This is a genomic window from Bradyrhizobium sp. CCH5-F6 (assembly GCF_001556045.1).
Taxonomy (GTDB): domain Bacteria; phylum Pseudomonadota; class Alphaproteobacteria; order Rhizobiales; family Xanthobacteraceae; genus Bradyrhizobium.
In genome coordinates this window covers 38068-51733 of record NZ_LSIC01000083.1, presented here as the reverse complement: position 1 = coordinate 51733, position 13666 = coordinate 38068, and the positions used below count along the sequence as shown (strand labels likewise).

Here is a 13666-nt window from a genome sequence, read left to right as displayed (position 1 = left end):
AAGATTTCCCGGGCCGGCGAGACACGCTCGTTTACCATGCATTTCCGGGACGAATTGTTCGCCCATGAACAATACGCCGGGAGATTCGAGATTGGCGAGCCAAACCGATCGATGGTGCCGACCACCCTGCGGCTCCATCAATTGCGTCGGGGGGCAGCGCAGCTCAACGCTGCAGCAGCAGATCCAGCTCGCTCTGCGCCTTCTTGACGGCTGCCGCGAACCAGCTCTGGCTTGGCGCTTCCTTGGCGAAGCAGGCCGTGAAAGCGGTCATCGCATTGTCTTCGCGGGTGATGTCGCCGCGCGGGTCCTTCTTGTCGACGGGCTTCGCCATCATCTGCTTCCAGACCTTTTCGCAGGCCGGGATCGGGGCCGTCTTCACGGCCTCGGTTGCGGCGAGGAAATAGACCTTGTCGCCCTGGATCGCGACCACATCGATTTCATTCGGTGAACCCTTGAGGTCGCCATTGCCGCGCATGCCGAGCACGGCGGCCGCGACGCTTGCCCCTGCGGGCTTCGCGATCGGCAGCTCCGCATATTTGGCGAAGGCGGCATCCTGGATGGCGTAATGGTAGAAGCGGTCCGATCTGAGCGCCGCGCCGATCTCCTGCGGGATGCCGTCGTCGCGATGTTCGCCCAGCCAGCGTTTGAGCAGCGTCGTCGTAGTCACCACCGCTTGCGTCTTGTAATCCTCGGAAGCGAAGCTGAGTCCGTCGAGATGGCCGAATCCGACGTCGTCCTTGAAGAGTGTGTCGACGTTCGACTTGCCCTCGGCGGGCAGCCCCTTGATCATGACCGGTCCCAGCAGGCCGCGCAGCACGCCTGCGAGCTCCTTCAGCGCCGCGTCGTGCTGCCTGGTGAGCTCGTCGCTCTCCTTGGCTTTCGAGAACTTTGCGATGTAGCGATCGCGCAGGTCGAGATAGTGCTGCTCGGGCGCGGCCGCATGGGCGGGCGTGGCGAAGACGAGCAGGCAGAGCAAGGCAAGCGATCTCATGCAGTGTCCGGAAAAACTGGGAGCGACCTTCAGTCTTTGTGCCCCTGCCGGCCGGGAAGGTTCATCCGGGAACGGCCCGCCCGGCCCTACTCCGCCGGCGTGAGTTGCTGCCGGCTCAGGCGAACAGCGGCCGTCTCGCGCACGCGGATTCGGGCGCGGCGCTTGCGCCACCAGATCACGACGCCGGTGACCGATAGCGCTGCCACCACCAATCCCATGATCGAGATCAGGATGCGGCCGAACAGCCCGACGATCCGGCCCGAATGCAACGGAAACTGCGCCTGCACGAAGATGTCGGCGGCGGTGCCGACCCAGGGCAGCCGCTCGCCGATGGGGCGGCCATCCTCGCTGTCGTAGTAGAGCTGCGCCGGGCCGACGCCGCCGGCGCCGTGATCGTCACCGGGATGGAAGAAGGCGGCGGCATAGACGCCATGAGCCGGGCCGTAGCTGATCGCGCCGACCGGGGTGGTCCACCCTCGCCCCTTGCCGTCGGCTGCCGCGCGTGCGGCGATGTCGGCGAAGGTCACCTTGGGCTCGATGGGATCGTCGAGATCGCGATAGGGCCGCTGCTCATACGGCGTCGGCGTGTAGTTCGACACCATCTTCATCAGCGGCGAGAACACCTCGAAATAGAGGTTCAGCGAGAACGCCGTGAAGGCGATGACGAACAGCACGCCCCAGGTCCACAGGCTGAAGGCGCGGTGGATGTCGAAATTGATCCGGTAGGCGCTGCCCGAGGTCTTGATGGTCCAGGCCGGCGCCCAGCGCGCCCAGAAGCCGCGCTCGAGCTGGCGTGCGACTTCAGGCGCCCGCGCGGCCCTGGCACGCCGCCGTGAAGGCAGCGTCAGGTAGAAACCGACGAAGCAATCGATGGTCCAGATGATGGCGATGACGCCGAGCAGGCGCATGCCCCAGCGGTCGCTACCCCAGAATTCCGGGATGTGCATCGTGTAGTGAAGCTTGTAGAGGAACGAGACGAAGTTCTCCCGCGTCACCGGCCAGACCGCGCCCCAGTAGCGGCGGCCGAGCTCCGCGCCGGTGTTGGGATCGAGGAACACCTGATTGTAGTCGAGCGGGTAACGCTTGCCGGTCGCAGGGTCGATCCGCGGCATGATGAAGAACCATAGCGAGTGGCCCTCCTCCGGCGTCATGAAAAGATAGACGACGCGCGCACGGGGATCGCGCTGCTCGATCATCTTCGCGAGCTCGATCGATGGTATCGCCGGGCCCTTGCTGCTGACGTCGAACAGATGGCTGTTCAGGACGTCGTCGAGCTCGTGATCCCAGGAGATGATCGCCCCGGTGATGCCGGAGAAGAACAGGAATCCGGCCGTGAGCAGTCCAGCCCAGCGATGCAGCCTGCCGAATATCGCTCTCATCGCTCAGATCTCATTCCGCGGGTCCGGCCCCCATTGCCGGACCGTCTTCAGTTGAATTCACCAGCGGCAGGTCAGCTTGCCGATGGCCTCGCGTCCTTCGGCATAGAAGCAACCTGACGCGGCGCCATAGCAGGCCGCAACACGATGCAGGTCGGTCAGGTTGGTGACGTTCAGCGACAGTCGCCAATTGTCACCTCTGTCGAGGCCCCACGCACAGCCGGTTTTGCCGATCTCGTTTCTGATGTCTCGCCCTAACGCAGCCGATTTCGGAGCGCGATAGGAACAGCATTAGAATTTCTTCAGACATGTATGCGGCAGGTGCGGCGAATGCGCCTAGCAGATGCATGGTCGCTGGATTTGGAATTCTTCTAAGCGAACAGGGCGGCCGGACAGGACAACGGCGATATCGAGAGCCAGAGCGTAGAACGAATCCTTTACCATCCCCTCGCCGCTCGATTGAGACTGACGCCCCCAGGAGGTAGACTCTGTTGCGGGATATTTCAGTCAGTTTGCGAAACGCGCCGCAACGTTCTGTGCGGGCGCGTGCTGGGCCTCCAGGGTTCGACATCCATGAACGAATTGCGCGCTGCGACCAGGCAATCCACGGCCAGGACCGGGATCATCGAGTTTGACGGCGCCAGGGGTGCCGTCAGGATCCCGTGCACGATCTGCGACGTCTCCGGTACAGGTGCGAGACTGAAGCTCGACTGGTCGCTGTCGTTTCCGAAGGAGGCCACGCTGGTCTTTGCCGACGCCCTGCGAAAGAGCTGTCGTGTCGCCTGGCAAAAGCGAAGGCTGCTCGGCGTCGCGTTCGCGGATGGCGTTGCGAGCCCGGACGAGCAGGCCCTCATGATGACCGAGGAAGAGCAGGCTCTGCACCGGCGTCACATCGGCGCGCAGGTCAAGGCAGCGCGGGAAGCGCGCGGTTACACAGAGGCCCAGATTGCGAACCTCATTGCCGTCTCGCCCGAGTTCGTGTCACGTGCCGAGAGCGGAGAGATGAGCATTCCGCTCCACCAGCTCACGCACATTGCCGATTTGTTGCTGGTCGACCTCGACAGCCTCGTTGCCGGACCGGCGTCGATCGGATTGGTGCCAGGCGAGGCGCGCGGCAGCGATCTCGAACTGGCGGCGGAGTGAAGGCGCGCGCCGAAGTCAGTGTATCCCGACAAGAAACTGAACCAGAGTCGCGCCGCCAATGGGCACGATGAGCAACAGCAGCACGTTGACGCCGAGCAGCCAGATCAGGACCTTCTGCTCCCGAACCGAGAGCCGACGCTGACGCGGGTCAGGCTGCGGGTCCTCCGGTGGCCAGGAGCCGGGCAGGTCAACGAACATATCGCTCACCTCATGGCTGGCTGAGAACCGGCAAGACCGGAACGACAGTGTCGCCACCGTGGCCATCACGTCAAGCTGGAACCCGGCTTCCGCCTAGCCGTCGTGGCAGCAACTGCCACCGCCCTTCCCCTCTCCCGCCAGCACGCTGCGGCTGTTGCGGTCCGGTGGAATGTCTCCGGCCGCATTGGCAGCGAAGAAACCGACCGGCTTCAGCATGAAGCCGGCATATTCGACCGGCATGATCGGAAAGTCCTCGGGCTTGCAGACATGGGTATGGCCGAACGAGTGCCACAGCACGATGTCGGCATTCTCGATACTTCTGTTCTGCGCTACATAGCGCGGCAGGCCATCGCCGCCAGCATGGACATTTGGATAGTCGCCGCTGGCGTATTTTTCGCTCGCGTCGAACGCTGTCACCCAGACATGCTTCGTCGCGAAGCCCCCGCGGCTGCGCACATAGCTGCCCTCCTGCGCCAGCATCAACGGGCTCGGATTGACCATGAGTTTATAGGCGGGAGCATTGCCGACCGAATTGGTCTCGTTGGGATTGCTGATCTTCCAGAATCGGCCGGTCTCGCCATTGGCGATCGCCGCCGCGTCGCGCTCGCGGGAGAGCACGCGCGTCGTGGTGTCGAACACGTTGCCGTGCGGATTGTCGCGTCCCCAGGGCCGCGGCACGAAGTCGTGCTCGGTCACGGTATTGCCACCGCCGTCGAGATCCATGTGCAGGCGCACGTTGAAGAAGTGCTGGTGCGTCGGCCCGCCGAGATTGTCGTCGACCATGCCGCCCCATTTGTAGGTCTCGCCCGGCCGCACCGCGGCGGTCTGGATGATTCCGGTGAGCTTGGTCTCGAGCTGGATCGTGCCGTCCTGGTAGAGATACCAGTAGAAACCATAGTCGTAGTTGCCGACCGTGGCGAAGAACGAGATCACCAGCCGCCGCGACCGGCGCACCTCGAACAGGCCGTTGCGGAATTCGTAGTGCTTCCAGGCAATGCCGTAGTCTTCCTCGTGCATGCAGATGGCGTTCTTCATGACGAAGGGCTCGCCCTTGTTGTCGGCGGCCGGCACGTCGAAATAATGGATGTTGCCGAGACAGTCGCAGCCGAGCTCGAGCGCATTCGCGAGCATGCCGAGGCCGTATTCGCCGGCGTCGAAGGCCGACTTCCAGAAATGGTTGGCGGTCGGGTCGGCGTAGGGCACCACCATTTCGGTGACGCTGGCGCGATGGATCAGCGAACGCTTGCGGTCGCCGTCCTGATAGGCGAGCTGATGCAGCACGAGGCCTTCGCGCGGCGTGAAGCCGACGCGAAAGCTCCACTTCTGCCAATCGACCTTCCATCCGTCGACGCGAAAGCTCGCGCCCTCGGGCTGCTCGATGTGCAGGGGCTTGATGTCCGCGCGCGGGCTTGCGACTTCGTGCGCGCCGTAGTTCCGCTTCTTGCGCGGGATCGGCACGATCTGGCTTTCGTCGGTGAGGTCGATGACCTTGCCGCCGATCAGATCGACCACCGCGACCACGCCCTCGATCGGATGGGCGTAGCCGTTGTCCTGGAGATGCTCGCGGAAATAGCTGACGGCGCGCACGATGCGGGCGCCGCGCTCGAATTCATTGTCGAAGAAGCCCGAGGAGAACGGGTCGACCTGAACGAGCTCGATGTCCTTGTCGCTGAGCCCGCGCCGCTGCATCGCCGCACGCCAGCCCGGATCGGCCTTCACAACAGCCTCGCATTTGAAGAACTCTTCCAGCATCACCGGCGGCTGCCCATAGGGCGCCTCGCGGTTGGGGAGGAGCTTCCGATCGACGATCTCGCCGCGGCCAAGATCCACGATGTGCTCGATCGCCTCGCCGGTGGCGATGTCAAGTGTCAGCACGAAGGCGCGGCGCGCTGCTCCGCCCGCGGCCAGCTCCTGCTTGGTCGGCTCTTCCAGCCGTACCGTCGGGAAGCGGCAGTGTTCCGGGGAGGTTGCTCCCGCACGCACCAGCGTGCAGGCCGCAGTGATCTCCTCAGTGGTCAGAGGATCGAGCGGATGCGCCGGGGCGGCGTGGGCGAGCGATCGGGCTTTGGCGGGATCGAGCATGATGATGTCCAGAAGTCAGCGCGGGGCAAGATGGGCGGTGATGGCGCGGAAGGCAGCGAGCCAGCGATGGTCGAGTGGCACGTCCATCGCCTTCGGCTGCGTCGCGAGCTTGGCGATGACGGTGTCGGAGGCCGGATCGACGTAGAGCCACTGGCCGTGGATGCCGATCGCCGCGAGATCGTTGCGTGACGGATCGAGCGTGTACCACTTGCTGCGGTAGCGCGCGCCCGGGAAGATCTCGGCGAGATCGCCGTCGGCCCAGGCCTGGGGATCTCCGTTCTCGTGGATGTCGTCGATCCACCAGCCCGGCACCACCTGCTGGCCCTCGACAACGCCGCGGCAGCGGATCATCTCGCCGAAGCGGATGAGATCGCGGGCAGTGACGGAAAGGCCGCCAGCGATGCGGCCCATGCCGTGGCTGTCGAGCGTGAGGGAGCCGTCCTCCTCGGCGCCCATCGGCTGCCAGAGATATTCTGAGAGGATGCGGGCGTAAGGCCTGCCACAGGCGCGCTCGCAGACCCAGCCGAGGACTTCCGTGTTGGTCGAGACATAGTGGAACACCTTGCCGTGCGGCTTGCCGGTGCCACGCAGGGTCGTGAGATAAGCGCGCTGGTGGCTGGGCTCGACACCCGATGGCGGCACATCCCAGCCTGAGGAGAAGCGGTAACGCGCGACGTCGCCGGCGGGATCCTCGTAATCTTCCTCGAACTTGATGGCGACGGCCATGTCGAGGACGTTGCGGACCGTGCAGCTGCCGTAGACGGAATTCTCCAACTCCGGCACGTAGCGCACCACCCTCGCCTCCGGATCAAGCAGCCCGCGCGCGGCCAGCACGCCGCAGAGCGTACCGGCAATCGACTTGCTGATCGAGCAGATCAGATGCGGCGTTGTCGCGCTCATGCCGTCGCCATACCATTCGTGGACCAGCGTGCCCCGATGCATCACGAGCAGCGCGTCGCCGAAGGTCTCGCGCAAGGTCGCCTCGATCGTGGTCGGCTTGCCGTCCGGCGCCGTGAAGCCGAGCTTGGCCAGCTCGCGCGGCGCGCTTCGTATCGGCGACGGATGCGCCGAGCGACGCACCTCGGCGGTGGGAAGTACTTCGCGAGTGTGGGTGAAGCCCCAGCGGATCGCGGGAAAGCTGCGCCAGTTGGCACGCGTCACCTGGGCCTCGGGCGCGGGCGGGCTGCCGCGCATGATCTCGGTCGGTCGCATCTTGGTCCCTCCACCAAGCGCCATCGCCGACCCCGGTGGTCGGAACGGCCGAGCCGGAAGGATGCATGAGGGGCGTATCGGGCGTTATCGAGTTCTGGCAATATTGTGCCGGACGGGCCCTGCTGACACGCCCGTCTGGCGCCTTTCTTGCTGGCTGATCGGAAACGAAATCTAGCGTTTTGTCATGGCCTTAAGCGCATCTCTTCCAATGCAAGACTCGGTGATTGCCGGCCTGCTTCAGGTCGCCAGCACCGATGTGGACGAGCATTGTGCCGCCCTCGGCCGCTGGCGGCTCAGCTATGACCAGATCAGCCCCGGCGCCTTCGCGGGCAGCTTCACCCAGGTCTCTCTACCCCGGCTCGATGTCTTCCGGGAGGTCACCAGCCAGCAGGTCCGCCAGTACGGCCAGCTCGGAGCCGGCAGCTTCGGCATCGGCCTCGCCTGGCACGGCGATGGCGCGGTCAGTTGCAATGGCGCCAGCAGCGCTGCGGGCGGCAAGGTCATCGCCTGCATCGATGCCGAGGTCGACATGTGTACGCCGAAGGCCTTCGAGCTCCGGGGTGTCGTGACCGGTGCCGCGCTGATCCAGGAGCTGGCCGTCCGGTTCGATATCGAACTGCCGCGGCCGCTCTGGCATCAGCTTGGGGTGATCGAGATGGCGGAGGCGCCGGTGGCGCGGTTGCGAACCCTCCTCGCCGCCATCCACGAGATGATCGCGACCGCGACCGCGCGGCTCGACGATGCGCTGGCGCGGCAGGCGCTGGAGGATGCACTGCTGGTCGAGATCATGGACATGCTGCCGACGGCCCGCGCCAGCGATCCCGGCCGCAGCGCGATGGCGCGCAAGCATACGGTCGACCGCGCCCGCGAACTGATGCATGACAGCGGCGAGCGCGCGCTGTCGCTGCTGGAAGTCTGCAAGTCCGTCGGCGCCAGCCCGCGCAAGCTCGGCTATTGCTTTCAGGAAGTCGTCGGCACCAGCCCGATGCGTTACTGGCGCGCGATGCGGCTGAACCGCGTCCGCCGCGAGCTCAAGCGCGGCGCCGAGACATCTGTCTACGACGTCGCCGTGCAGCACGGCTTCTGGCACTTCAGCCAGTTCTCGCTCGACTACAAGCGCCACTTCGCCGAGCTGCCCTCGGAAACGCTGCGGCGGGCGAGGCTCGCGCCCTGACGCGAGCGCTTGCCGCCTACCAGGTCGGCAGATAGGTGCCCTTGAAGCGCGTCTCCAGGAACGCCTTCACCGGCTCGGAATGGTACGTCTCGATCAGCTGCTTGACCCAGGGCTTGTTCTTGTCCTCTTCGCGGACGGCGAGGATGTTGACCCAGGGACCGTCGGGGTTCTCGCGTGCGATCGCGTCGGTGGCCGGGTTGAGGCCGGCCTGCACGGCGTAATTGTTGTTGATGGAGACGACGTCGACGTCCTGCAGCGCGCGCGGCAGCTGGGCCGCATCGAGTTCGACGAAGCGCAGCTTCTTCGGGTTGTCGGTGATGTCGGCGACGGTCGAGGCGACGTTGTTGGGGTCCTTCAGCTTGATCACGCCATGCAGGGCCAGGATCATCAGGCCGCGCGCGCCGTTCGAGGGATCGTTGGCGATGGCAACGCGGGCGCCTTCCGGAAGGTCCGCGAGTTTCTTGTATTTCTGCGAATAGACGCCCTGCGGCGAGCCAATCGTGTTGGCGACCTTGACGATCTTCCAGCCGGTCTTGGATATCTGATTTTTCAGGTAAGGCTCGTGCTGGAACGAGTTGGCCTCAAGATCCTTCAGCGCCAGCGCCTGGTTGGGAATCACGTAATCAGTGAACTCGACCACCTTGATGTCGAGGCCGCGTTCGGCGCCGACCTTCTTCACAACGTCGAGAATCTCGGCGTGGGGACCGGCGGTCACGCCGACACGGATGGATTCAGCCTGGGCAGTGGTTGCGAGCAAGGCCGCGGCTGCAAGGGTTGCCAGAAAACGCATTGAAGTCTCCGATATTGAACGAAAAGGATCAGCGATGCCGCAGCCGGCGATTGACCCGGCGCGCCAGATGGTCGCCGGCGCTCTGGACGAGCTGCACGAGCGCGATCAGCACGACGACGACCGCGAGCATCATCTCCGGCATGAAGCGCTGGTAGCCGTAGCGGATGCCGAGGTCGCCGAGACCGCCGCCGCCGACCGCGCCCACCATGGCGGAATAGCCGAGCAGGCTGACCACGGCGAGCGTGAGCGCGAGGACGAGGCCCGGCAGCGCCTCGGGGATCAGCACCTTGAGCACGATCTGCAGCGGCGAGGCCCCGAACGAGGATGCGGTCTCGATCAGGCCGCCGTCGACCTCGCGGATCGCGGCCTCGACGAGGCGCGCGATGAACGGCGTCGACGCGATGACGAGCGGCACGATCGCTGCCGTCGAGCCGATCGAGGTGCCGGCGATGAGCCGCGTGAACGGGATGATGGCGACGACCAGGATGATGAAGGGCGTCGAGCGCGTCGCATTGACGACGATGCCCAGCACGCGATTGATGGCCGGCGCCGAGAACAATTCGCCCTTGCGGCTGGTGGCGAGAAAGACGCCGAGCGGCAGGCCGAACGTGGTGCCGAGCAGCGCCGCGATTCCGACCATGTACAGGCTTTCGCCCGTGGCCTGGACGATCAGGTTGATGAGTTCAGGCGACATAGCCGAGACGCTCCGACGGGAATTGAAATTGCGACAGCCAGGCGAGCGTGCGCGTCACCGCCTGCTCGCCGCCGCCGGACTGGGGAATGCCGAGCGTGAGCGAGCCGACATGCTGGCCGCCGATCTCGTCGATGCGCGCCGAGAGCAGCGCCACGTCGAGGCCGAGTTCGCGGGCGAGCCGGGCCACGACCGTGTCGCCGGCCCCTGCCCCGCGCACCTGGACGCGGATTACGGCCTGTCCGCCAGCCACAGGCTCCGCCACGATCCGGCTTGCCAGCGAGACCGGGAGGCTGTCGCCGATTACCTCGGCGAGGAAGGACTGCGTGATCGGATGCTTCGGATGGGTGAAGATGTCGGCGACGTGGCCCTTTTCCACGACGCGGCCGGCGTCGAGCACGACGACCTCCTGCGCAAGCTGGCGCACCACCGACATTTCATGGGTGATCAGCACGATTGTCACGCCGAGCTCGCGGTTGATGTTCGCGAGCAGGTCGAGGATCGCGCGCGTGGTCTGCGGATCGAGCGCCGAGGTCGCCTCGTCCGACAAAAGCACGCTCGGCCGCGTCGCCAGCGCGCGGGCAATGCCGACCCGCTGCTTCTGTCCGCCGGAGAGTTCGGATGGATAGCGGTCGTGCTTGTCGGCGATGCCGACCAGTGCCAGTAGCTCGGCAACATGCGCCTTGATATCGGCCTTCGACCAGCCGGCGATCTCCAGCGGCAGCGCGATGTTGTCCGCGGCCGTGCGCGAGGACAGCAGGTTGAAATGCTGGAAGATCATGCCGATCGAGCGCTGCGCCAGGCGCAGCTCTTGGCCAGCCATTGCCGAGATGTCGCGGCCATCGACGATCACGCGGCCCGTGGTTGGCTTCTCCAGCCCATTGATGAGCCGCACCAGGCTCGACTTGCCGGCGCCGGAGCGGCCGATCACGCCGGTGATGGACCCGCGCGGAATTGCGAAGTCGATGTTCTCCAGCGCGTTGACGCCGGGCTTGCCGCGATAGGCCGGATAGGTCTTCGAGATACCTTCGAAACGGACCATCGGCTCCGGCCCGGTCGCAGCAGATGAAATCGCTTCAAGCTTTTCGGTCGGCTGTCCGATCGCGAGCGATTGGTGGGCGTTCATGGAGACGGCCTTCATGCACAATAGTTCGCTTGCCCGCGCCGCTCATGAGCGTGCGGGAATCAGGTCGCATGGAGCGACGGGGGTGAATTGCAATGCCGGCTGGGTGAAGCGCGCTGCACCGCAGCACGCACCATCGCCGTTTCCAGGCTTGCTTGCAATTTCAGATATTTGCGAGGAGTTGGACGAAGTTTTCCCAATCCGTCACGTGCGAAGAAAATTCGTCTTCCGACGGGATCATCGTCCTGCCGCGCCTGATCTACCGCCCCCTGAAGCGCGGCTTGCGGCGGGTCAGGAATGCTTCCACGCCCTCCTTGTGATCCTCGCTCAGGCTGGCGAGCGCGAACTGATCGACATCCATGTGGCTGGCGAGATCGTCCAGCGCATGCGCCAGCCGGTTGACGGTCAGCTTGGTCATGGCGACCGAAAGCGGCGGCTGCGCAGCGACCTTCCGGGCTAGCTCCATGGCCGCATCGAACGCATGGCCGGGGTCGGTCACCTGTTCCACCAGGCCCCATTCATACGCCTCGTCCGCGCTGATGCGCTGGTCGGCCAATATGACCGCCTGCTTGGTGCGGGCGGGTCCCATCAGGTGCAGCATGCGCGGGATGCTTTGCCAGCTCATGTTCATGCCGAGCCCGATCTCGGGCACGCGCAAATGCGCGTTGCGGCCCATGATGCGGAAGTCGAGCGCGACGGCAAGGGCCACGCCGCCGCCGACGCAAAAGCCCTCGATCGCCCCGATCGTGATTTGCTCCATCTCCTGCCAGGCGTGCGTCAGGCGCGGCCCGAGCTTGAGATGCCGCCGCAGCGTGCCGAGATCCATCTCCTTGCGCGAACGTCCCTCCGCATCCTTGAGGTCGAAGCCGGCGCTGAACGCGCCCGAGCTGCCGGTCAAGACGACGACCGATGTCGCGGCGTCGTCCTCGAAGCTGCGCGCCGCGGCCGTGAGCTGGCGCAGCGCGTCCGGGGAGAGTGCGTTGATGCCGTCGCCGCGGTCGAAACGCACCACCGCAATCCGGCCCTCGGGCCCAAGGCCCTTCTCGATCTTCACGTAGTCCGTCACGATGATCTCCAGGCGGTTTTTGGCGATTCTAGCGCACAAATGTCGTCACGAATATGGGACCCGATCACGATGCAAGGAACACTCGACAGGCCCGGGCCATTGCGCCTATCTTTGGCGCCATGAGCCACGATCACGACCATGACCACGACCATTCCGAGCTGTCGGAGACCGAGCTGCGCGTGCGCGCGCTCGAGACGATCCTGACCGAAAAGGGCTATGTCGAGCCGGCCGCGCTCGATGCCATCATCCAGGCCTACGAGACCAAGATCGGACCGCATAACGGCGCGCGCGTCGTCGCCAAGGCCTGGACCGATCCGGCGTTCAAGAAGGCGCTGCTGGAGGATGGCTCCAAGGCGATCGGCACGCTCGGACATGTCAGCCGCGTCGGCGACCATCTGGTCGTGGTCGAGAACACGCCAGAGCGACACAACATGGTCGTGTGCACGCTGTGCTCCTGCTACCCTTGGGAAATGCTGGGGCTGCCGCCGGTCTGGTACAAGGCGGCGCCCTACCGTTCGCGCGCGGTGAAGGATCCGCGCGGCGTGCTCGCCGATTTCGGCGTCACGCTGCCGAAGGACATGGAGATCCGGATCTGGGATTCGACCGCCGAGACACGCTTCCTCGTGCTCCCGATGCGGCCCGAGGGCACGGAAGGCTGGAGCGAAGAACAGCTCGCCGAACTCGTCACACGCGACTCCATGATCGGCACCGGCTTTGCGCGGAAGCCCGGAGCGCCGTCATGAACGGCGTGCACGACATGGGCGGCATGGACGGGTTCGGCAAGGTCGAGCCCAACGAGCCGATGTTTCACGCGGATTGGGAAGCGCGTGTCCTCGCCATGGTGCGCGCGATGGGGGCGGCCGGCGCCTTCAACATCGATACCTCGCGCTTCTACCGCGAGACGCTGCCGCCGCACGTCTACCTTTCCAGCACGTACTATCAGAAGTGGTTCCTCGGGCTCGAGGAGATGCTGATCGACAAGGGCTATCTCACCCGGGAGGAAGTCGCTGCCGGCCATGCGATGCAGCCCGCGAAAGCGCTCAAGCACGGCAAGTTCGACCTCGCCAATGTTGAGCGCGTGATGGTGCGAGGCAAGTTTGGCCGCCCTGCCCCGGCTCCAGCGAAATTCAAGATCGGCGATCGTGTCCGCGCCAAGAACATCCATCCGGCCACGCACACAAGGCTGCCGCGTTACGTGCGTGGCCATGTCGGCGTGGTCGAGCTGAACCATGGCTGCCACGTATTTCCGGATTCCGCAGCAATGGAGCGCGGCGAGAACCCGCAATGGCTCTACACCGTGGTGTTCGAGGGCAGCGACCTCTGGGGCCCCGACGCTGATCCGACCACAAAGGTCTCGATCGATGCATTCGAGCCCTATCTGGACCCCGCGTGATGAGCACGACGCTTGCTGCGGCCGCCACGGCGGCAATACCGAGCATTCCCCGCGATGACGACGGCCCGGTCTTCCGCGCACCCTGGGAGGCACATGCCTTTGCCATGGCGCTGACCCTGCATGAGCGCGGCGTGTTCACCTGGCCCGAATGGGCCGCCGCACTCGCCGACGAGATCAAGCGCGCGCAGGCGGCGGGCGACCCCGATACAGGCGAAACCTACTACCTGCACTGGCTGGCGACGCTGGAAGGCCTCGTCGCGCGCAAGGGCGTCGCCTCAGTCGAAACCCTCCACCGCTATCGCGACGCCTGGGACCACGCCGCCGACCGCACTCCGCACGGCAAGCCGATCGAGCTGCGGCCGGAGGATTTTGGCTAGCCAGCCGAACTTTCCGGGCGAACTTCTCGCCCAATCCATTCGGCGCGCTC

General features: G+C 65.2%; 14 protein-coding genes. 5 read left to right on the top strand and 9 right to left on the bottom strand.

What is annotated here, in order from left to right; all coding sequences use genetic code 11:
- Nucleotides 1-163 precede the first annotated feature (163 nt).
- Together AX729_RS15430 and fsrB are read right to left on the bottom strand one after the other, a co-directional pair.
- Nucleotides 164-991, bottom strand: a complete 828-nt coding sequence (locus AX729_RS15430; RefSeq protein WP_061024443.1) for a hypothetical protein — start codon at nucleotides 989-991, stop codon at nucleotides 164-166.
- An 86-nt stretch (nucleotides 992-1077) separates the two neighbouring features.
- Complete coding sequence (gene fsrB, locus AX729_RS15425) at nucleotides 1078-2370, bottom strand: siderophore utilization protein FsrB (protein WP_061024441.1); 1293 nt, start codon at nucleotides 2368-2370, stop codon at nucleotides 1078-1080.
- Between the two features lie 570 nt (nucleotides 2371-2940).
- Here fsrB and AX729_RS15420 point away from each other — a divergent pair.
- The gene (locus AX729_RS15420) at nucleotides 2941-3510 is read left to right on the top strand and encodes a helix-turn-helix domain-containing protein (protein WP_061024439.1); all 570 of its coding nucleotides are present in this window, start codon (nucleotides 2941-2943) and stop codon (nucleotides 3508-3510) included.
- Nucleotides 3511-3525: 15 nt separating this feature from the next.
- Here the strand turns inward: AX729_RS15420 and AX729_RS15415 are convergent, their stop codons facing one another.
- The 3 genes from AX729_RS15415 to AX729_RS15405 form a co-directional block, all read right to left on the bottom strand.
- Entirely contained in the window at nucleotides 3526-3708 is a 183-nt protein-coding gene (locus tag AX729_RS15415) for a hypothetical protein (RefSeq protein ID WP_061024505.1), read from the bottom strand.
- 93 nt (nucleotides 3709-3801) lie between these two features.
- Nucleotides 3802-5790 carry a primary-amine oxidase gene (locus AX729_RS15410; RefSeq protein ID WP_061024437.1) on the bottom strand — a complete coding sequence of 663 codons (1989 nt, stop codon included), beginning with the start codon at nucleotides 5788-5790 and terminating at the stop codon, nucleotides 3802-3804.
- 15 nt (nucleotides 5791-5805) lie between these two features.
- A complete protein-coding gene (locus tag AX729_RS15405; RefSeq protein ID WP_061024435.1) occupies nucleotides 5806-7002 on the bottom strand; it encodes a serine hydrolase domain-containing protein in 1197 nt (398 codons plus the stop codon).
- A 184-nt stretch (nucleotides 7003-7186) separates the two neighbouring features.
- Between AX729_RS15405 and AX729_RS15400 the strand changes: the two genes are divergently transcribed.
- Nucleotides 7187-8176 carry a helix-turn-helix domain-containing protein gene (locus tag AX729_RS15400; protein ID WP_061024433.1) on the top strand — a complete coding sequence of 330 codons (990 nt, stop codon included), beginning with the start codon at nucleotides 7187-7189 and terminating at the stop codon, nucleotides 8174-8176.
- 16 nt (nucleotides 8177-8192) lie between these two features.
- Here the strand turns inward: AX729_RS15400 and AX729_RS15395 are convergent, their stop codons facing one another.
- The 4 genes from AX729_RS15395 to AX729_RS15380 form a co-directional block, all read right to left on the bottom strand.
- Nucleotides 8193-8966 (bottom strand): MetQ/NlpA family ABC transporter substrate-binding protein, encoded by a 774-nt coding sequence (locus tag AX729_RS15395; protein ID WP_061024431.1) that lies wholly within the window; start codon nucleotides 8964-8966, stop codon nucleotides 8193-8195.
- Nucleotides 8967-8994: 28 nt separating this feature from the next.
- Nucleotides 8995-9660, bottom strand: coding sequence for a methionine ABC transporter permease (locus tag AX729_RS15390; RefSeq protein ID WP_061024430.1), 666 nt, complete (start codon nucleotides 9658-9660; stop codon nucleotides 8995-8997).
- Nucleotides 9650-10798 (bottom strand): methionine ABC transporter ATP-binding protein, encoded by a 1149-nt coding sequence (locus AX729_RS15385; protein ID WP_197433606.1) that lies wholly within the window; start codon nucleotides 10796-10798, stop codon nucleotides 9650-9652. The genes AX729_RS15390 and AX729_RS15385 overlap by 11 nt, the downstream gene beginning before the upstream one ends.
- Nucleotides 10799-11039: 241 nt before the next feature.
- Complete coding sequence (locus tag AX729_RS15380; protein WP_061024502.1) at nucleotides 11040-11846, bottom strand: enoyl-CoA hydratase/isomerase family protein; 807 nt, start codon at nucleotides 11844-11846, stop codon at nucleotides 11040-11042.
- 119 nt (nucleotides 11847-11965) lie between these two features.
- Here AX729_RS15380 and nthA point away from each other — a divergent pair, with 119 nt between their 5' ends.
- From nthA to AX729_RS15365, 3 genes are read left to right on the top strand one after another with little or no spacing between them, the layout of a single operon-like run.
- Nucleotides 11966-12589, top strand: coding sequence for a nitrile hydratase subunit alpha (gene nthA, locus AX729_RS15375; RefSeq protein ID WP_061024428.1), 624 nt, complete (start codon nucleotides 11966-11968; stop codon nucleotides 12587-12589).
- Entirely contained in the window at nucleotides 12586-13239 is a 654-nt protein-coding gene (gene nthB / locus AX729_RS15370) for a nitrile hydratase subunit beta (protein ID WP_061024426.1), read from the top strand. Before nthA ends, nthB begins: the two co-directional genes overlap by 4 nt.
- Nucleotides 13239-13616, top strand: a complete 378-nt coding sequence (locus AX729_RS15365; RefSeq protein ID WP_061024424.1) for a nitrile hydratase accessory protein — start codon at nucleotides 13239-13241, stop codon at nucleotides 13614-13616. The genes nthB and AX729_RS15365 overlap by 1 nt, the downstream gene beginning before the upstream one ends.
- The last annotated feature ends 50 nt before the right edge of the window (nucleotides 13617-13666 follow it).

Coding starts and splice junctions, on each gene's coding strand:
- AX729_RS15410 (WP_061024437.1), bottom strand. CDS start 5,790: ATGCTCGATCCCGCCAAAGCCCGATCGCTCGCCCACGCCGCCCCGGCG.
- AX729_RS15385 (WP_197433606.1), bottom strand. CDS start 10,798: ATGAAGGCCGTCTCCATGAACGCCCACCAATCGCTCGCGATCGGACAG.
- AX729_RS15430 (WP_061024443.1), bottom strand. CDS start 991: ATGAGATCGCTTGCCTTGCTCTGCCTGCTCGTCTTCGCCACGCCCGCC.
- AX729_RS15405 (WP_061024435.1), bottom strand. CDS start 7,002: ATGCGACCGACCGAGATCATGCGCGGCAGCCCGCCCGCGCCCGAGGCC.
- AX729_RS15395 (WP_061024431.1), bottom strand. CDS start 8,966: ATGCGTTTTCTGGCAACCCTTGCAGCCGCGGCCTTGCTCGCAACCACT.
- fsrB (WP_061024441.1), bottom strand. CDS start 2,370: ATGAGAGCGATATTCGGCAGGCTGCATCGCTGGGCTGGACTGCTCACG.
- AX729_RS15365 (WP_061024424.1), top strand. CDS start 13,239: ATGAGCACGACGCTTGCTGCGGCCGCCACGGCGGCAATACCGAGCATT.
- AX729_RS15390 (WP_061024430.1), bottom strand. CDS start 9,660: ATGTCGCCTGAACTCATCAACCTGATCGTCCAGGCCACGGGCGAAAGC.
- nthB (WP_061024426.1), top strand. CDS start 12,586: ATGAACGGCGTGCACGACATGGGCGGCATGGACGGGTTCGGCAAGGTC.
- AX729_RS15420 (WP_061024439.1), top strand. CDS start 2,941: ATGAACGAATTGCGCGCTGCGACCAGGCAATCCACGGCCAGGACCGGG.
- AX729_RS15415 (WP_061024505.1), bottom strand. CDS start 3,708: ATGTTCGTTGACCTGCCCGGCTCCTGGCCACCGGAGGACCCGCAGCCT.
- AX729_RS15400 (WP_061024433.1), top strand. CDS start 7,187: ATGGCCTTAAGCGCATCTCTTCCAATGCAAGACTCGGTGATTGCCGGC.
- nthA (WP_061024428.1), top strand. CDS start 11,966: ATGAGCCACGATCACGACCATGACCACGACCATTCCGAGCTGTCGGAG.